This is a genomic window from Mycobacterium sp. (assembly GCF_035570115.1).
Lineage (GTDB): Bacteria > Actinomycetota > Actinomycetes > Mycobacteriales > Mycobacteriaceae > Mycobacterium.
Genome location: NZ_DATMLH010000012.1, coordinates 1 through 18203, shown reverse-complemented (window position 1 = coordinate 18203; position 18203 = coordinate 1). Strand labels below are relative to the sequence as shown.

17 protein-coding genes are annotated in these 18203 nt (G+C 63.9%); 10 read left to right on the top strand and 7 right to left on the bottom strand.

Features of this window, described 5'->3' with window-relative positions:
• Window positions 1–260, bottom strand: a 260-nt coding sequence (locus tag VNW74_RS00895) for an AMP-binding protein (protein WP_325674724.1), incomplete at its 3' end; no start/stop codon positions are given.
• Window positions 261–287: 27 nt separating this feature from the next.
• Window positions 288–1958 carry a thiamine pyrophosphate-binding protein gene (locus VNW74_RS00890; RefSeq protein ID WP_325674723.1) on the bottom strand — a complete coding sequence of 557 codons (1671 nt, stop codon included), beginning with the start codon at window positions 1956–1958 and terminating at the stop codon, window positions 288–290.
• 293 nt (window positions 1959–2251) lie between these two features.
• Between VNW74_RS00890 and VNW74_RS00885 the strand changes: the two genes are divergently transcribed.
• The 3 genes from VNW74_RS00885 to VNW74_RS00875 are packed head-to-tail and all read left to right on the top strand — an operon-like array spanning window position 2252 to window position 4889.
• Window positions 2252–3028, top strand: coding sequence for an enoyl-CoA hydratase-related protein (locus tag VNW74_RS00885; protein WP_325674722.1), 777 nt, complete (start codon window positions 2252–2254; stop codon window positions 3026–3028).
• A 51-nt stretch (window positions 3029–3079) separates the two neighbouring features.
• On the top strand, window positions 3080–3943 hold the full coding sequence (locus VNW74_RS00880; protein ID WP_325674721.1) for a hypothetical protein: 864 nt from the start codon (window positions 3080–3082) through the stop codon (window positions 3941–3943).
• Window positions 3933–4889 (top strand): LLM class F420-dependent oxidoreductase, encoded by a 957-nt coding sequence (locus tag VNW74_RS00875; protein ID WP_325674720.1) that lies wholly within the window; start codon window positions 3933–3935, stop codon window positions 4887–4889. The genes VNW74_RS00880 and VNW74_RS00875 overlap by 11 nt, the downstream gene beginning before the upstream one ends.
• 153 nt (window positions 4890–5042) lie before the next feature.
• Here VNW74_RS00875 and VNW74_RS00870 read toward each other — a convergent pair whose 3' ends face one another.
• Both VNW74_RS00870 and VNW74_RS00865 read right to left on the bottom strand, forming a co-directional pair.
• Entirely contained in the window at window positions 5043–5954 is a 912-nt protein-coding gene (locus VNW74_RS00870; RefSeq protein WP_325674719.1) for a PDR/VanB family oxidoreductase, read from the bottom strand.
• Between the two features lie 245 nt (window positions 5955–6199).
• Window positions 6200–7474 (bottom strand): cytochrome P450, encoded by a 1275-nt coding sequence (locus VNW74_RS00865; RefSeq protein ID WP_325674718.1) that lies wholly within the window; start codon window positions 7472–7474, stop codon window positions 6200–6202.
• An 870-nt stretch (window positions 7475–8344) separates the two neighbouring features.
• Here VNW74_RS00865 and VNW74_RS00860 point away from each other — a divergent pair.
• Complete coding sequence (locus tag VNW74_RS00860) at window positions 8345–9100, top strand: SDR family oxidoreductase (RefSeq protein WP_325674717.1); 756 nt, start codon at window positions 8345–8347, stop codon at window positions 9098–9100.
• 85 nt (window positions 9101–9185) lie between these two features.
• Window positions 9186–10274: a zinc-binding dehydrogenase gene (locus VNW74_RS00855; RefSeq protein ID WP_325674716.1), complete on the top strand. Its 1089-nt coding sequence runs from the start codon at window positions 9186–9188 to the stop codon at window positions 10272–10274.
• Between the two features lie 204 nt (window positions 10275–10478).
• Here the strand turns inward: VNW74_RS00855 and VNW74_RS00850 are convergent, their stop codons facing one another.
• Window positions 10479–10670, bottom strand: coding sequence for a hypothetical protein (locus tag VNW74_RS00850; protein ID WP_325674715.1), 192 nt, complete (start codon window positions 10668–10670; stop codon window positions 10479–10481).
• A complete protein-coding gene (locus VNW74_RS00845) occupies window positions 10667–11467 on the bottom strand; it encodes an enoyl-CoA hydratase-related protein (protein WP_325674714.1) in 801 nt (266 codons plus the stop codon). The genes VNW74_RS00850 and VNW74_RS00845 overlap by 4 nt, the downstream gene beginning before the upstream one ends.
• A 315-nt stretch (window positions 11468–11782) precedes the next feature.
• Between VNW74_RS00845 and VNW74_RS00840 the strand changes: the two genes are divergently transcribed.
• The 5 genes from VNW74_RS00840 to VNW74_RS00820 all read left to right on the top strand — a co-directional run bounded on the left by VNW74_RS00840 (window position 11783) and on the right by VNW74_RS00820 (window position 16896).
• Window positions 11783–13036, top strand: coding sequence for an amidohydrolase family protein (locus tag VNW74_RS00840; RefSeq protein WP_325674713.1), 1254 nt, complete (start codon window positions 11783–11785; stop codon window positions 13034–13036).
• Window positions 13037–13130: 94 nt separating this feature from the next.
• Window positions 13131–13784 (top strand): enoyl-CoA hydratase/isomerase family protein, encoded by a 654-nt coding sequence (locus VNW74_RS00835; protein ID WP_325674712.1) that lies wholly within the window; start codon window positions 13131–13133, stop codon window positions 13782–13784.
• Window positions 13785–13931: 147 nt separating this feature from the next.
• Complete coding sequence (locus VNW74_RS00830) at window positions 13932–15077, top strand: acyl-CoA dehydrogenase family protein (protein ID WP_325674711.1); 1146 nt, start codon at window positions 13932–13934, stop codon at window positions 15075–15077.
• Complete coding sequence (locus VNW74_RS00825) at window positions 15074–16111, top strand: acyl-CoA dehydrogenase family protein (protein ID WP_325674710.1); 1038 nt, start codon at window positions 15074–15076, stop codon at window positions 16109–16111. Before VNW74_RS00830 ends, VNW74_RS00825 begins: the two co-directional genes overlap by 4 nt.
• Window positions 16090–16896 carry an enoyl-CoA hydratase/isomerase family protein gene (locus VNW74_RS00820; RefSeq protein ID WP_325674709.1) on the top strand — a complete coding sequence of 269 codons (807 nt, stop codon included), beginning with the start codon at window positions 16090–16092 and terminating at the stop codon, window positions 16894–16896. Before VNW74_RS00825 ends, VNW74_RS00820 begins: the two co-directional genes overlap by 22 nt.
• 76 nt (window positions 16897–16972) lie before the next feature.
• Here the strand turns inward: VNW74_RS00820 and VNW74_RS00815 are convergent, their stop codons facing one another.
• Window positions 16973–17632 (bottom strand): TetR/AcrR family transcriptional regulator, encoded by a 660-nt coding sequence (locus tag VNW74_RS00815; protein ID WP_325674708.1) that lies wholly within the window; start codon window positions 17630–17632, stop codon window positions 16973–16975.
• Window positions 17633–18203: the final 571 nt, after the last annotated feature.

The following is an 18203-nucleotide window of genomic DNA, read 5'->3' as shown; positions in this document are numbered from 1 at the left end:
ACAGCGCCCGCCGAGATCGCTCCGAAAAAGGCTGTCACCCATTCCAATCGATTGGGCATCCAGATCGCGACCCGATCGCCCTTGCTGACCCCGAGGGCGGCCAGGCCGCCGGCCACGTCGCGGCACAGCGCGGCAAGCTCGCGGTACGTGGTCCGTCGGGTTCCGTCGACCACTGCGGTCAGCTCACCCCAGTCGGCGGCTGCTCGATCGAGCAGGCCGTCAACTGTCACTGAATCGGTGCGGACGCCCACCGGTGTCATCGCGCTCTCCTCACGTCCGACGGCTCATCAGTGCGCGACCTCGGGAATGGCCCCGGGGTCCATCAGCACGTCGATCACCAGTGGACACGTGCGTACCTGGGCCGCGGCGACCGCGGCGGGCACATCGGCAATCGAGCTGACGGTGACGCCGTCGGCGCCCATTGCCTGGGCAACCGAGGCGAAGGACGGCCAGTCAAACAGCGACAGCGCCGGAGATACCGACTTGTGCACGTATTGGTCGTATTCTGCGCCATAGCTGCCGTCGTTGCAGATGACGACGATCAGTGGCAACGAGGCCCGCACCGCGGAGTGCAGTTCGGCGAGACCGTTCATCATGAAGCCGCCGTCGCCGGTGATGAAGACCGTCGGTTCGGCACCGGCGGCACACGCGGCGCCGATCGCGGCTCCCATCCCCAAACCGACCGCACCGAAGGCGGTGGCGAGCACCTCACTGCGGTAGTCGGGGCCGTAGATGTACTTCAGCGCCTCGCCCAGGAAGCGCCCGCCGTCCCAGACCACCGTCCGCTGGGTGGGTAGCGAGCGATTGAGTTCACTGAGTACCCCGCCAAGGGTGAGCGTGTCGCCAAGGTCGGCATCGAAACGCAGATCTACGTCGCGAATATCCGCGCACACCCTCTGCCGGAAGCCGGTAGGCGGCACCTCGCCGGCGTCCAGCCACTTGATGAAGGTGCGAGCGGTCTGCGCCGCGTCACCGTGGATGGCTACGTTGACGGGCGCATTTGGCCGCTCGACGCGCGCGGCCTCGGCGTCGACGTAGATGACGGTCTTGTCGTCGAACAGCGTCCTGTGGGCGGTCGTCCAGGTGTTCAAGCTGGAGCCGAAGACGATGACACAGTCACTGTCGGTGATCGCTGGGGCGCCGGCATCGGTCGTCAACGTGCCGCAAATGCCGACGCTGCCTTCGGCAGCGGTGTAGAGGTTGCGTGCGCGGAAGGTGGTGGCGATCGGCGCGCCGATCCGTTGGGCAAAGTCCAGCACGGCGTCGCGCTGTTCGGGCGGTGTGGCACCGTGGCCGGCCACCACCAGCGGTCGGCGAGCGGTGGCGATCATGCCAACGGCCTGGTCGAGCAGGTCCTCGGGAGGTGCCGGGACGGGTTCACTGGCACCGACGGCGCGATCGTCGGCATCGACCATCTCCCACGCGAACTCGGTGGGGCAGTTGACGACGACCGGTCGACGCTGTGCGACGGCCTGGGCGATCGCGGCGCGCAGGGCCGGTACCGCTTCAATGGGCTGGCCGACGTGAACATAGCCGGCGCCGGTCGCCTCGACAAACAGCGCCTGGTCGAGGGACTGCTGGTTGTGAGTGTTGCTGGGGGCGGTGTCACCGGTGATCAACACGAGCGGGACGTTATTGCGGACCGTGTCGATCAGAGCCGTTGCGGTGTTGGTGAGTCCGGGGCCTTGGGTCACCGTTGCCACACCCAGACGCCCACTGCGGAGTGCGTATCCCTGAGCCATCATCACTGCGCTGGCTTCGTGGACCGCCGAGATGTATCGACCGCCCTCGGCTTCGACAAATGCGTTGGTGAAGAAGAGATTGGCGTCGCCGATCAGCCCGAACATCGTGTCCACTCCACTTGCGGCGAGGGCGTTGGCCATAGCCTCGTGAACAAACATCACCGCAAAACCCTCCGCGAATATCCGGACTCGTGCCGACGATGCGCCGGAGCGCATCGTGTCGCTGGTAGCCCGTTTCGGGGCGGCTGACAAACCGCGCCAGCGCAACGCGACCACTTATCAACATACATGTTGAAGACAGGTTCAGACCAGTGGGTCTGGACACATTTGCCCACAGACATGACATCACCGGCTACCCGTTTGTCAACACGGTCGTTGACACGCATTCGCTTTGCGGATTACCGTCAGACGGTAAGCGGCGTCGATCGGAGCGCGCGGTTGTTTCCGATCGCCGCCGACGGGTCGGCAGCGTCGCGCCCGGCCCCCGGTAACCGATGACGAGGACGCCCATGGCCAGCACAACCGAAGACCCAGGCACCCCCGGGCTCAGAATATCCGTGAACGGGCGGGTCGCCGAGGTGGTCATCGACCGGCCCCCGGCCAATGCGCTCGCCCGGCGCACGTACCGCGAACTGAAGGTCGTCTTCGACGGCTTTCGCGACCGTGACGACATCTCGGCGGTGATTCTCACCGGGGCCGGGGACCGGGTGTTCTGCGGCGGCCGCGACATCAAGGATCTTCAAGTCGAGCGGTCGCAACCGCCCACCGTCGATGTGGGTGATCCGTTGCGGCTTGCGCGGGAGGCGTTTTGGGCTGTGCGGCACTGCGCGGTGCCGGTCATTTGCGCCGTCAACGGCGCCGCGGTGGGAGCCGGACTGGCGCTGGTCGCCGTCAGCGATATCGCGTTGGCTTCCGCGACTGCGACATTCGCGCTCACCGAGATCGACGTGGGGGTGCTCGGCGCCGCCTCGTTTGCCCAGTGGATGGTCGGTCCGTCCAAGGCGCGGCGGATGTTGTACACCGCCGAGCGCGTGCCGGCATCCGAAGTCCACCGCCGCGGAGGCCTCGAATCTGTTTGTCCCCCAGATGAACTGATGACCCAGGCACGCAGCCTCGCCGAAACGATCGCGACGAAGAACCCCACCGCGATACGCATGGCCAAGGCATCGGTGCTGCGGTCGGACACCCTGCCGCTGGAGGCGGCCTACCAGACCGAGCAGGATTACACCCAACATCTGTCGGCCTATGCCGACTCGGCGCAACTGATCGCAGGCTTCGGCCGGTGAGCACGGCCGCTGCTGATCAAACACCTCAGTTGCGATGAAGGGCTACCGGCGATGAAGGTGATTCCCACCGACGAGCTGCCCTGGAAGACCGTTGCCGCCAATGCACGTGTCGGCCACGTTCAGAACAAATACGTCTCCGAAGGTGAGATCCTTCCCGGCGTTGGCTATGCGGCGGACTGCTACAACTACGTCGGCGGCGAGAACGTGTTCACCGCACCGCGCCACCATCACGATTTCGAGCAGATCCGTATCTCGATGACCGGGGTTCAGGACTTCGGGCTGGGCCAGGTCACCGAGGAGGGCTGGATCGCGTACTTTCCGGCCGGCGCGTTCTACGGGCCAGAGCACATCGACGGTGCGTCGATCTTCCAAATTCAGTGGAGCGACTTCTGGGTGTCGCGCGCCGAGCACGACCGCGCGTACGCGGAGCTGGGGAAGACGGGTGTGTTCGGCGGCGGACAATACACCTGGGTGGACTCAGAGGGTCGCAGCCACTCGAGAGACGCGCTCAATGCGATCTGGGAGCACGTCTTCAACCGCGAGGCGTCGTTTCCCGTTCCCCGCTACCCCCAGCCCATCCTGATGAACCCGGACGCATTCACCTACCTGGACCGCGGCGACGGCCTGGCCACGAAGGTGTTGGGCCGCTTCACCGAGCGTGACCTGACCATCATCAAGATCCGCTGGGATAACCGCGCCGAATTCGTGATGCCCGACAACCGAACCTATTGCATGTTCACAAACGCAGGAACGGTCGAAGTCGCCGAGCACCACTACGGCCCCCACACCGTGGTTTGGTCGGACCACGGCGAAGAGGTGGTGGTGTTCGGCCAGCCGGGCGCCGAGGCGCTGTGCATCGCTTTTCCACCTATCGAATTCGCACCCGACCTCACCGGGCGCGCCAGTGGCCGCTAGCCGGCACCACGGGATCAAGTTCGCCACCACGTACCCCACGATGGACCTGGGCACCGATCCCGACGTGCTCGGTCAGTGGGCCCGCGAGGTAGAGCAAGCCGGCTATGACGAACTATTCATCCCCGAACACGTGGTGGGCGTCAACGTCACCGAGCGTCCCGACTGGCGCCCGCTGAACCCCACGACGCTCGAAAACGACAAGCCGGTCTATGACCACACCTTCCCGTTCTACGAGCCGTTCGTTGCAATGGGCTATCTGGCGGCGGTCACCGACAGGATCGGGCTCACCAGCGGTGTGATGATCGCGCCGCAGCGGCAGACTGCCCTGATGGCCAAGCAGGCCGCCATCGCGGACGTGTTGAGTCGCGGGCGAATCCGGTTGGGCGTCGGGGTCGGGTGGAACGACGCCGAATTCGAGGCCCTGGGAGTGGATTTCACCACCCGCGGTCGACGACTCGACGAGCAACTCATCGTCATGCGCCGGCTGTGGACCGAGGAATCGGTAACGTTCGAAGGTCAATTCGACACCCTGGTGTCTGTCGGCCTCGCGCCCCTGCCGGTCCAGCGACCCATTCCCATCATCGTCGGCGGGGATTCACCCCCCGCGATGGAGCGCGCGGCGGCGCTTGGCGATGGATGGTTCCTCACCCACGCCGCCGCCGAATGTATCGAACGGACACAACGCTTCTGGAATCGCGTCGACGAACTTGGGCACCGCGACGGAATGATGTTGGTGGGTACGGTCTACCAGGGTCACCGACAGCCTGCGGAACTGCTCGAGGACATCGCGCTGTGGGCAGAACTTGGCGCTACCCATCTCAATGTGCGCACGTCTTCCCATCCTGTCCAGTGGGCCGACGGGAAACCGGTCCGAAAGGCCGATGTCGGCGAACACGTCGACGCCCTAAGCGATGTCCGACGCTTGTGGTTGGAATGTACCGAGTAGCTGATAGGTCATGAGCCGTAACCGCACGGGCAGTTGAGATGCATCTTCATCGCTTCGCCTCGTTCCAACGCAATGGCTGCAGTTGATCTGAGGTGGAATTCGGTGGACCCGGAAACGCGATTGTCGTAGGCCGTTTGCCGCACAGAGCTGAAATCAAAGATCCAGAACAAGGCGCTGCGACTTCGAACGTCCGACGCAGATCAGCATCGTTCCTTCTGCATCATGCTCCTCCGGGGTCATCAGAGTTCCCCGATGATCGGGCTCCCCATCAAGCACAACCGATTCACAACTTCCGCAGTAGCCCTCGGTGCACGAGAACGGCATGTCTGGAAGGACGCTTTGCACCACCTCGAGGAGGGTCTTGTCCGGCGCAACCTGGAGGGTGACCCCCGAGCTTCGGAGCTCCACCTCGAAGGCAGCGTCCCCGTCGGTGACAAACCCGGCGCCGTCGGTTGGCGCCACGAAGCGCTCAAAGTGGAGCCGCTCAGACGCCCCGGCCTCCGCACAGGCCGTCAACACCGCATCAAGCAGCGGGGCCGGCCCGCAGCAATAGACCGCGGCCTCCGGCGAGAGGTTCCCGATGATCGCCAGAACGTCCAACAGTCCATCCACATCTTGGGGGACGATGCTGACATTGTCGCCGCCGAGGTCAACGAGTTCATCCACAAACGCCATGTGCTCGCGGCTACGGCCGCCGTAATGGAGATGCCATCGCGCGCCACGAGCCCTCACCTCGTCCACCATCGCCTTGATAGGAGTGATGCCGATCCCGCCTGCGATCAGCACGTACTCGGAAGCATCCACGAGCCTGAAGTGGTCGCGGGGCGTGGAGGAAATGAATTCGGTTCCAACTCCGAGTTCCCGGAAGATCTCCTCCGAGCCTCCGCGACCGTGGGGTTCACGCAACACGACCACGACGTAGGCACTCTTGTCCTCGCGAGCGCCGCAAAGGGAGTACTGACGCGTCCGCCCCGACGGGAGGCGGATGTCCAAGTGAGCGCCCGGCGGCCACTCGGGCAGCAGCTCACCTGAGGCGCTCTCCAACTCCAGCAGGAGCGCGTTCACCGCGATCTCAGCTCGGCGACGCACGCGAAGCGTGATATGGGACTGGTGTGTGTTCTCTGACATCATTCTTCCTTGTCCGCCACCGCTACCCCTCGCGGGTAGCGGCCGGAAGTTCGTCGGGGTTGTGCTTGGAGGCGCGTGCAACGGACAACTGGCGTCGAAGTGCGTCAAGCGTTCGACAACGCTGCAAAGTCCACGCCCGGGACACCCTGACGAACCAACGAGGGCTCCCCGGGCCGGGCGCCCTAGAGGGGCACCACTACGTCGTAACGCACGTAGCGCGCTCCGCCCTCCATCGTCGTTCCAACCTGCTGAACGCCGTCGGGATCCGGTCGCATGCCACTTGCAAGCTGCAGCCGCAGCATCTTGGCCAATAGACCCTGGGCGTCGTTCTCGCCGTGTTCCCAAATCAGAATCGGACGCCCCAAACACATATGTGCGCCCCCGGCGAACGCCATCCCGAAGCCAGGAACCTTGTCGACCAGCGGAACCCGGTAGGGGTTGTACTCATCGGCTGCGTCACCGAACACGGCTACGTCGCGGTTTGCCTTCCCAACCCAGGCCTTGGCCCATTCACCCGCATTGACCTCACGCCCGCTTTCCAGGGCTGTGTCCTCCTTGGCGAGGCGAACGAGGTACGGCCGGGTTACTCGGTGGAGTCGGAGCGACTCAGACATACACCTGTTGAGGAACTCTCGATCCTCCAGGCGTTCCCGGTCCTCCGGGTGCGCATCGAGCCACGGCAGAACATCGTCGAGGCCGTAGACGGCAAACACGACCGGGTTGTTGACCGACGCAGCCAGAAGTTCGGTCATCTCGCGAAAGATTGCGGTGTCGTCAATGTTGTCCAGGTCCTCTTGGACCACGATCATGCTGGTGATCAGGTCGCCCGGGAGTGCATTCTTCTTCTCCGCGTCGTCACCCGCCTCACGCACCAGGTCAACCCGCCGTTGAAAACTCGGCAGATAGATCTCCTGACGAATCTCAGCGACCGCATTGCGCGCTTCCTGCAGCACCCTGTCTCGGTGTTCGCGAGGGACGTAGTCAAGGACAATCCCCATGACAAGGTGGGTCGATACAGCCCGGAAACGCTCGATGTCCTCCTCCGTCTCGACCTGATCGATACCGATCATGCCGGCAATCAAACGCCAGTAGACACGCGCTGCGAAGTCGAAGAGATCGAAGCCGACCACGGTGGCACCGGGTTCCGCCTGCTGTTTGGTCAAGCGAAGGTAGTAGTCGAAGATCTCGTCGAATGCCTTGCCTTCAGCACCCCATGGCATCTTCGGACTGAGCATCCGCGCCATGGCCTTGCGGCGATTCAAGTGTGCGCGTCCGTCCATCGCAATAAGGGTTCCACCCACGAACTCGAGCGAGTCCTCGTAGCTGCCCTCCATGCCGAAGGAACGACTCCGCAGCATCTCTTCAACGTCGCTGTACGTCGTCAGATCGACTCCCGAATCACGGTCAAAGACGATCGGCGGGTGGCCCGCGGGAACGTCCGTTAGCTCGTCCGTCATGTCATTCAACCTCACTCGTGATTCACAGCCGCCCTTGTAGCGGAATCTGTCAGCAAATATTCGAGGCCCGCCAACGCATGCGATTCAACCCAGGCCTTGGACGCCGACGCACAGCCAATGGATCCTCTTTCGAGGATAGGCAACCAGCCTCGATTCTGTCAACGATTATGTTGACAGAATCCGGATCGAGGTGTCGGATGAGGGTGTGTATGGCGATCGCGTGATGGCGATGTCGCCCCTTCGGTTCGTCGAGACCACCGCTCTTCACCTGGGCTACGAGCTCGGCGATCCCCAGCATGCCGATATTGCCGAGCGAATCGTGGCTCTCCCGTCGATATCAGTTCCAGCGATAACCCCCGCCGGGGTAAGCAAGGGGCGGCGCCTAGGTCGGTCGAGCAGGCATCCGATGGTCGCTTCACCGAGCCGCGGTGGCGCGGCCCGAATTCAGTTGGGGTCGGCAGGTTTACGACTGACACCGCGACTGTGTGGCACTGACGTTCTTGCTCGTCAAGGTGCCGGTCGACCTCATTCGGATAGTCGTAGCGCGCCGTTAGCGCTCCGCCTCCTCGGCGGTGGGTTTCCCTTCCGACGAATTCGGCGATCGCCTGGGTAGGGACGTCCGGGGCGGGGAATGTCAACGCATGTGTTGACGTAGCTTATTGGCGGGTCTTACGCTCGCTTTCGTGACCGGTCGGTGTGCGCCAGGGAATTTGGCGACGCGGTCCGTCGGCCGCGGGCGGATGCGGGTCGTGTGGTAACGCGGATCGTGACTGGTCACTCGAAGTGCACCGGCAAATGCGTCGTGTGCCGATGCCGATCCGAGTGTCTCGACTCGGGTGGCTTCGGAGACGACAAAGCGAGGGAAGCTCAATGACAGATCTGCACGGCAAGGTCGCGGTGGTGACCGGTTCGGCGCGTGGGATCGGCAAGGCAATCGCTCTCCGGTATGCCTCCTGCGGGGCGCACATCGTAGTGAACTACTGCGGAGATGCGACGGACGCAGACGAGACACTTCAGGAGATCCGCGACCTCGGAGCCGACACGATCGCGGTCCAGGCGGACGTATCCAGTGTGAGTGACCTCGATCGGTTGTTTGCCGAAGCCCTTGCCCGGTTCGGGAAGGTCGACATCGTGGTCGCAAACGCGGGCGTCGAAATCATGGGCCAGCCGATGCTGGATGCCAGCGAAGAAGACTACGACCGGTTGTTCGCGGTCAATGCGAAGGGTGCCTTCTTCACCCTCCAGCTTGCGGGGAAGTACGTGTCCGACAACGGCCGGATCATCTACGTTGGTTCGACCGCGACCGTCGCCGCGTACCCTGGCGTTGCGTTGTATGGGTCGAGCAAGAACGCAGCCCGGTACGCAGCAGCGGTACTTGCCCTCGAGGTCGGGCGCCGGGGTGTCACTGTGAACACCATCCTTCCCACCGCGATCCAGGGTGCCGGTGTCTTCACCCACGTAACCCCCGACGACCCCTTCCTTCAAGAAAACGCGGGCATGCGGCCGATCGGTGCCAGGATGGGACTGCCTGCCGATGTCGCCGATGCTGCTGAGTATCTCGCTGGTGACCTCGCCACCTGGATGAGCGGGCACGAGTTGCACATCACCGGTGGCGCTCCGCAGTAACCCGCCGAGCTGAGTCGAACACCGTCGAATGCAGGCCGCTCGCCACATTCGTCCGCACTCAACGTTCACACCAGGAGAAGTAGACATGAGGGCTGCAGTCGTCAACGGCATCGGCGAAGGATTCGTGATCGAGGACGTTGACATCGCTGAACCCATCGGGCGTGAAGTGCTCGTGAACGTCAAGGCAGCAGGGCTTTGTCACACGGATCTGACGATCGCGAACCACGGGCTGGGATATCAGATGCCGTCCGTGCTTGGCCACGAAGTCGCCGGGGTGGTGACCGCCGTCGGCCCGGACGTCACCCAGGTACGGCTCGGGGACCACGTGATCGGATGTCTCCTCCAATCCTGTGGGATGTGCACCAAGTGCCGTATGGGTAAGCCCTACCAGTGCACTGATCCACACAGCACCGAACGCTCTGGAGGTGGGCGACTGACCAGAGCTGGAGAGCCTCTCTCACAGATATTCGGATTGGGCGGGTTCGCCGAACAAGCCCTGATCCACGAGAACCAGTTGGTCAGCATCCCGAAGTCTGTGCCGTTCCCGCAGGCAGCGCTGATTGGTTGCGGAGTCCTCACCGGGGCAGGGGCGGTGCTAAACACCGCAAACGTGGGCACAGGCGAAACGGTCGTGGTAATCGGTGCGGGCGGTGTCGGCCTGAACGCCGTCAGCGGTGCCGCGATCGCCGCTGCTGGGAAGATCATCGTGATTGACATCGATGATCAGAAGCTGGGGAAGTCCCGCCGCTTCGGGGCCACCCACACCGTCAACTCTGGCGCCACCGATCCCGTCGCCGCAGTCCGGGAGATCACCGGCATCGGTGCCGACCACGTGTTCGACTTCGTCGGAATCCCCAGCGTCTACGAGCAAGCCTTGGCGATGCTCGCAGTCGGAGGGGCACTGTTCCTCGTCGGAACCACAGACCCCCTGACCACCATCCAGGTCCCCATCGTCTCCGCTGTCCTGAATCAAATCCGGGTCCAGGGCGTGAACTTCGGCTCCGCCAACTTCACCCGCGACATCCCGGTCTACTTGGACCTGTATGGACGGGGAAGAATGAACCTCGACGATCTCGTGTCTAGAGAAATCAGCCTGGACGAACTTCCCGCGGCGTACGACATGCTCAACGACCCCACCGTAACCCGGGTAGTGGTGACCACGTTCGAGAAGTAGCCCTTCCGCTCGAACCACCATCACGGTGTTGACAACCCGGCCGGGCAGCGACCTCACCGACGAGATGTGAGCGCGCCCATTCGCGATGAAACAGTAACCAGCTCAAACCCTTTCCCGAGCTGTGGCACACCAGTAGCCCTGCCCGTATCGAACGCGAAGGTGCCGGTGTTAGGCCGTTGAGGTGCGTTCACGACGGTGCCGTGGCTACCGATGGCTTACCGCGATCGCCCAGTAGCGTGTCAACGCTGACGCGGCGGTGATCCTTACCGGGGGCGGGTCGACAGGTTCGGCCGGGTGTCGCGAATGGGTGCTGGTCGCAGCCGCGAAAGCCAGCTGCGTTCGGCGCCCATGCAGCGCAACGTAGTCGGCCGCCGCCGCGACGAGGAGGCGCTTCACGTTCTCCAGGCTGTCTGCGCGAGCGGCGCGAATTGCGGCCTGCGCTTGTCCCGAAACGCCTGCACGCCTTCGCGATGGTCTGCGGAGGTCAGCGCGGAATCCATCAGTGCTGCCGCCTGCTCGTAGGCGTCCTCCAGCGTCAGCAGATCTGCGTCGAGAAGCTGACGCTTGATAATTGCCCAACTCGAGGGCGCCGCCGAGGAGATGAGCAGCTCGGCGTAATCGCGCGCCGCGCGGAGGGCTTCACCGTCGGGTACACAGCGGTTGACCAACCCCATGGCTTGCGCCTCAGCGCCGCGTACAGCGCGCCCAGAGAGCAAGAGATCCAATGCATGGGTCCGTCCGACGAGCCGGGGCAGTAGCCACGAGACCCCGTGCTCGGCCACGAGGCCAAGTGTGGCGAATGACGTTTTCAGAACCGCGCTTTCGTCACAGAACCGCATGTCACACGAGATCGACAAGGCAAAGCCTATCCCGGCGGCGGCACCGTTGAGCGCAGCAATCAGCGGCTTGGGGTACGCGGCGAGCTCACAGAGCCGCCTGCGGACTGATCGGTCCGGACGTGCGTCAGGAACGCTGCCCAGCAACGACATCGAAGCGCCGGCGCAAAAGCCGCGGCCGGCCCCGGTGATGACGACTGTTCGTACGGTCGGATCGGCCGCTGCAGCGTCGAGGGCGGCGAAGAAGGCGGCTTCCAAGTCGTAGGTCCAGGCGTTGAGTTCGGCCGGCCGATTCAGCGTCAGCTGCAGGATCCCGCTGGCGTCATGCTCGACGAGCAGCACGTCGGAGGTGTTCATACCCTGCACGCTAACGACCGCAACATCCAAACTTCAACTATTACGTTGAGCATTCGACAATTTATGCCTGGCAACGGACGGGACGAACCCGCATGCCCGGGTGTGGTTGGAACGGTCGTTCCTTTGTGCCCGCGCCCGCGAACTGCTCCGGCGTCAACATATATGTTGACTAATGGTGTTGGCGCGAATTATGCTTCGCTTGTTCTGGCGGAGCCCAGGCCGTCGCTTGTCATCGACCCGCCTGGCGCGGCGCCCCGCAACAGCGATCCCTGCATTGCGCCCGGGCTTTGCGTACATCGCGGTTAGGGAGGCACGGTGACGGAGCTATCCGAGTCAACCCTCAAACTTCTCGACGAGACACTGGATATCGACGCTCATGAGATGACGCCATCGCACCTGTGGGGCGACGTATTCGGCGAGGCCGCAGGCCGCATCGCCGAACTCGCGGAGCCAGTCCTGAAGAAGACCGGCGCCAACGACTTCTACAACCCCGACGTCTCGGCCGACGACGCGGACATCACCGACGGAAACGTGTGGAACATCAGGGGCACTCGCGCCCCGGGTGCCTTTGACATGAGCCGGCGCCGATCGGTCATGGACGTGATGGGTGTGCAGCGTCAATTCGTGTTCCCGAGCTTTGCGCTGTTCGCCGTGCACCTCTACGTCGGCAACGAGGCGATGCACCGGGACCGTTACGGCTTGACGCTGCCCGAGGAGGAGATCCGTGCGCTCGGCCTCGCGGGTGTCAACGAGTACAACGAGTGGGTCGTTCGCGAATCGGCCAAGGACCCAGAGCGCATTCGCCCTGTCGCATACCTCGACGCTGCTAACTCGCCCGCTGAACTCTACGAGCAGGCCAAGGATCTCATCGATCGCGGAGTGCTGGCAGTCAACCTGCCGGCCGGCCATCCGCCGGGCGGTTGCTCGCCGGCCAGCGAGGATCTCGAGCCGCTCTGGACCCTGTTGGAGGCGCGCAACATCGCGGTGCTGGTGCACGTCGGTGGCGAGTTCGGTTTCCTGAAATCCCCAGTGTGGGGCCGAGCTCCGGCGTTCAAGCCGGGCAAGGTGGAAAGCAACGAATTGGGTTCCGAGCCCTTTTCGTTCGCCACCATCTCTCTGGCGATCTGTAATTACCTGACCGCACTGACAATGGGTGGAGTCTTCGAACGTCACCCTGATCTTCGGTTCGGTGCCATCGAGATCGGCGCCGGCTGGCTCGGTCCATGGGCTGACAACTTGGATATGTGGGCGCGAGACGTGTATGCGGTGCGGATGAAGCCGTTCATCTCGAAGCTGCCCTCGGAATACATCGCAACGAATGTCCGGGTCACCCCGTTCAACAACATCGAGCCGATCGAAAAGTATTTCGAGCGCTACCCGCACTTGGCGACCAGCTACTGCTTCTCCACTGACTACCCTCACATCGAGGGCGGAACCGACATCAAACGCAAGTTCGTCAACCGACTCGCTCCACTGGGTGAGGACATCATGCAGAAGTTCTTCCGCACCAACTCCGAGCTGCTGCTGCCGTCGTTGCCCACGATCACCGGCGAGCCGGTACGCGCGTAGATGATTCGGCTAATTTCGCAGGGGGAGAACCGATTCGGGCGCATGCCACGGCGCATCGCCAGCATCGGTGTGCCCGAGGTGCCGCGGGTGGGCCATGAGTGAAGGCAGCGAGTTGGCCGCAGAATCGCCGGGTTTCGCTGATACGGTGGAGGTCGCCTCTAGTCCGAATATCCTTCGAATCCGGCTGCAGCGGCCGCCCGTCAATGCCCTCACAGTTCAGGTCATCGATCGGTTACGCGCGACGTTCGCTGCGATCCACGATGATCCTCGACCAGTCATGCTCTGCGGTCTGCCCCGAGCGTTCTCCGCGGGATTCGATGTCAAAGCGCCGGCGGACGACCCGCAGGTGGCCAGCGATGCTGCCACCGCATGTCTTGACGCCGTCCGCACCCATCCCGGTCCCACCATCGCGGCGGTGGAAGGCGCCGCCGTGGGCCTGGGTCTGCTGATCGCTGCCTCGGCCGACATCCTCGTCACGTCGCGGTCCGCGTCGTTTCGCATGCCGGAAGTCACCCTCGGGATCGCCAGCGACGTCGATGGCCTGCGCCGGTTCCTGCCCGAGATGTGGGTGCGGCGACTGTGCTTGTCGGGGGAGCCGTTCACCGCGGAGCAGCTGCACCTCGAGGCCAGCGGAGCGATGGTCTGCGAACCGGGAATGTGCGAGGCCACCGCCGAGGCAATTGTCGGGCAACTCGCCGCGCTGCGGCCGCAATTCGTTCGAGATGCGAAGCTACAGCTGAGGCGATGAACATCTGGCGACTGGAGCCGGAGTTCAACACGAGTGTTGACTAATACACCGCGATTCCGTACGGTGACAATCGATGCCAGCCAATGGTTTCGCTGACCGGCGCCCAGTTCGTCGGTAGCGCGGGCCTGCACAGAGGTCGAGGTGTAGATGAGACTGCCGTTGCTGCACGCCGTCGAGTTACCCGCCGGGCTCGGCGATCTCCGCGGCGAGGTGCGCCGGTTCCTGGCCGACGAACACGCCGCTGGCCGCTACACGCCTCGATGCGACTGCTGGCTGGTGGGATTTGACGAACGCTTCACCCTGGCCCTGGGGCAGCGGGGCTGGATTGGCACGACGTTTCCCAAGCAGTACGGGGGCGCTGGCGCCGACCCGCTGACCCGCTTCGTCATCGCAGAAGAACTCCTTGCCGCAGGCGCCCCAGTCGCGGCGCATTGGATCGCCGATCGCCAGTCCGGCCCGTCCATCCTTCGTTTCGGCACCGAGAGGCAACGACACCGCTACTTGCCCGGCATCGCCAGTGGCGAAATGTTTTTCGCCATCGGGATGAGCGAGCCCGATTCCGGTTCGGATCTGGCCAGCGTTCGAACCCGCGCCGAACGAGTAGACGGTGGCTGGGTGGTCAACGGCACCAAGGTGTGGACCAGTCACGCCCACCACGCCCACCACATGCTGACCTTGGTGCGAACCTCGCCGCTGGATCCATCGCGGCGTCACGCCGGGCTAAGCCAGTTCATCATCGATATGGCCAGCCCCGGGGTGTCGTGCCACCCGATCGAGCTGATCAGCGGAGCGCACCACTTCAACGAAGTGGTGCTGAGCGCGGTGTTCGTCAGCGACGATCAGGTCCTGGGCACCGTCGGTGACGGCTGGACGCAGGTCACCCATGAGCTGGCCTATGAGCGTTCCGGGCCCGAACGCATCCTGAGCACCTATCCGCTGCTGGAGGCTGCGCGCGCCGAACTGGCCAAGGATCGGGCCGGCCGACGCCTGTTGGCCCGGCTCAGCGCAGAACTGTGGACGCTGCGCGCCATGTCGATGGCGGTTGCCGTCGAACTGGCCGCTGGTCACACCCCTAATGTCGAGGCGGCCACCGTCAAGGATCTCGGCACTCAATTCGAACGCAACCTTGTCCACGCGGTGGCCGAAGTCCTCGACATCGAACCTGATCCCACGCAGCCGGGCACCTTGCCGTGCATGCTCGCCGAGGCTCTGCAGCAGGCGCCGGGCTTCACCCTGCGCGGCGGCACGAACGAGGTGCTGCGCGGGGTCGTCGCCAAGGCGGTGGTCGCATGAGCACGGAAACGACCGAGCTGCTGCGTGATTCGGTGATCGGAGCATGTGGTGAGCTTCCCGACACTGGTTGGCATCCGCAGGCGTGGACCGCATTGGACGAGATCGGTGTGACCGCGCTGGTGGTGCCCGAAGCCAATGGCGGCGCCGGGGCAACGTACGCCGACGCCGCGGTCGTGCTGCCTGCGCTGGGGTCACTGGCGGCGTCGCTGCCGATCGTGGAGGTCGGGCTGATGGCCGGGTGGCTGATGACACTGGCCGGATCGCAGCTGCCGACTGGTGTGGTGACCGCCACGATGGCCGACGACCTCGACGCACAGCCGTCAGGTGACGGGTGGCTGCTGACGGGGCGGGTACCACGAGTGCCGTGGGCCCGGCACGCCGATCGCGTGGTGATCCTGACGCGACTGGCAGCCGGCTGGTACGCCTTGGATCTGCCGTGTGTCGGACTCGACATCCGGCACGGTGTCAACGTCGCCGGCGAACCACGGGACAGCATCGTCCTCAGTGGCGTGGTTGTCTCCGACCACCAGATGCATCGGCTCGGTGATGCCGACGCACTTGGCGTGGAATTCCGGCGGCGGGGCGCGTTCGGGCGGTCACTGATGATGGCCGGTGCCGCCCAGAGCGTCTACGCGTACACCGCCCGCTATGCCGGTGAGCGGCAACAGTTCGGGCGGGCGCTTGCGGCGATGCCCGCGGTGCAGCAGATGCTGGCGCAGCTGGCCGCGGAAACCAGCGCGATGACCGTGGCGGTCGAGGCGGCCGCGCTGGCCCTCGATCGTGACCCGATGCAGACGTGGCCGCTGGACGCCGCGCGCATCCGGGCCGACGCTGCGGTGCAAACCGTGACGGCGATTGGACACCAAATCCACGGCGCGATCGGGTTCACCCGGGAGCATCCCCTACATCGGCTGACAGCCCGGTTGTGGGCGTGGCGCGAGGAATATCACAACCAATCGGCGTGGGCTGACGTGTTCGGCGAAAATCTCTGTCAGAAAGGCGATCTCACACTATGGCAACAGCTGACCTCGTAGTCGACGATGACCTCATCTACGAGACTCGCGGCGCGGTCGGTCTGATCCGGATCAACCGGCCCGCACAACTTGGCGCGTTCACCTGGCCGATGCTGGACCGCTGGGCGCAGGCGCTCGCCAGCGCGCGAGACGACGATGCGATCCGCGCGGTGGTGCTCACCGGCACCGGTCGCGGCTTTTGCGCCGGCGTCGACCTTGATGCGATGGCGGCGGTCGAACCGACCCCCCTCGCCCGTAAGCGGGTGCTCACCGACCGGGTCCACAAGGTGGTGCGCGCGGTCATCGATCTCGACAAACCGCTCATCTGCGCGGTCAATGGGCTGGCCATCGGGGCCGGAATGGACATGGCGCTAATGTGCGACATCCGGCTGGCGGCGGAATCTGCTCGGTTTTGCGAGGGTTACATCAATGTCGGCCTGGTGCCCGGCGACGGCGGAGCGTATTTCCTCCCGCGCATTGTCGGAGTGGCGCGCGCGCTGGAACTGCTATGGACCGGCGACACCATTTCGGCACACGAGGCATGCGATCTAGGAATCGTCAGCGATGTGTATTCGGACGACGACCTCCTCGACGCGGCACTTGGGCTTGCCAACCGCATCGCGGCGAGGTCACCGATCGCGGTGTCGATGATCAAACGCGCGGTGTATCAGTCGCAGACCATCGACCTGCGAACCAGTCTGGACCTGATCTCGTCGCACATGGGCATCCTGCAATCAACCTCCGATTGGGCGGAGGCGAGGCAAGCGTTTCGGGAACGACGGGATGCCGTCTTCATCGGCGAGTAGGCCTTGGTGTCTGGCCGTGTTCACGAGCCGATGCGGGTAATGCGCCTGCGCAGCAAGAACTATCAGCCTTGGTATGTCACGGGTCGGCTGATATCCCATTGAGAATGGTGTCAGCCATCGCGTTGGCAACGCCTACGCCGTCGAGTTCTCCTTCGGGCTGAAACCAACGTGACGTCCAGTTCAACATGCCGACCACCTGCTTGATGACGATCTTGACGGGAGTATCTACCGAGAACACCCCGGTGCCGATTCCATCGTGCAGTATCCCGTCGAGCAAGGCCTCGAATCGACGGCCCGATTCCACGGTGGCCTCGTATAACTCGGGCCCTAGCACCTCGGCTGACCCGCTGGCCTGAAAGAAGATATAGAGCTGGGGGTAGTGCTTTTCAAATGCCTGCATCACCGCCGACATTGCTTCGCGCAGGCGCACCTCGGGCGGGCTTGTACTGGCAGCGACGGTGTCGACTCCTTCGAAGTACTCGGTCAGCCCATCGAAGATGAGGTCCCGGTAGATCGCGTACTTGTCCTCGAAGTAGTAGTACATGGTGGCCCGGTCGACCTTGGCGTGTTTGGCAATGAGACCAATCGTGGTCTTGCTCACGCCGTGACGGTGCAAAACTTGGCTGCTGGCGCGCAGAATCTCAGCGCGCTTCGCGCTGTACTTATTGCGGTCATTGGCTTGAGCGGACTGTCTCTTCAGCGAAAGTGACGAGGGCCCGCTATCGGGATCACCCATTGCAGCCAGCCGCAAAGAGCGCTACCACAACATTGTTCGTCGTGTAATCAACAGTCCAACAACCCGCATGCACAACCTCGATCATCGCACAAAACGACGACAGATACGGCCAGCCGGGACGGTGGAATACGGCGTTTAGGCACGCTGCAACCGAGAGCCCCAGACACTCTGCGGCCTAATTTACCGCGTCAACGTTGGTGTTGACTTTAGTGGACGTCAGTCTCTATCATCGGGTAGTAGCTCGCAACGAACGCGCGTGTGATTCGACTCGAAGTCGGGCGTCCGCAGCGTCGCGGGTACGCGCGCGCTCTGGCAGCTCGCGGGCTCACACGGATGGGCCGTTCCGGCGGGACAGTGGCGACCGGGTCGCAGGCGCAGAAGCGGTTGACCGAGTGCGCGAGGTGCAGACTCACCATCACACAACGAGAGCGGAGAATCCTGATGACGAACGCGGTACCCGAACTCAACCCGTCTACTACGGTGCTGCTGCTCATGGACTTTCAGTACGCCATGGTCGGCGCGATTGGTGACAAGGCTGCGACACCCGTTATCGCAAACGCGGTCGCGGCGC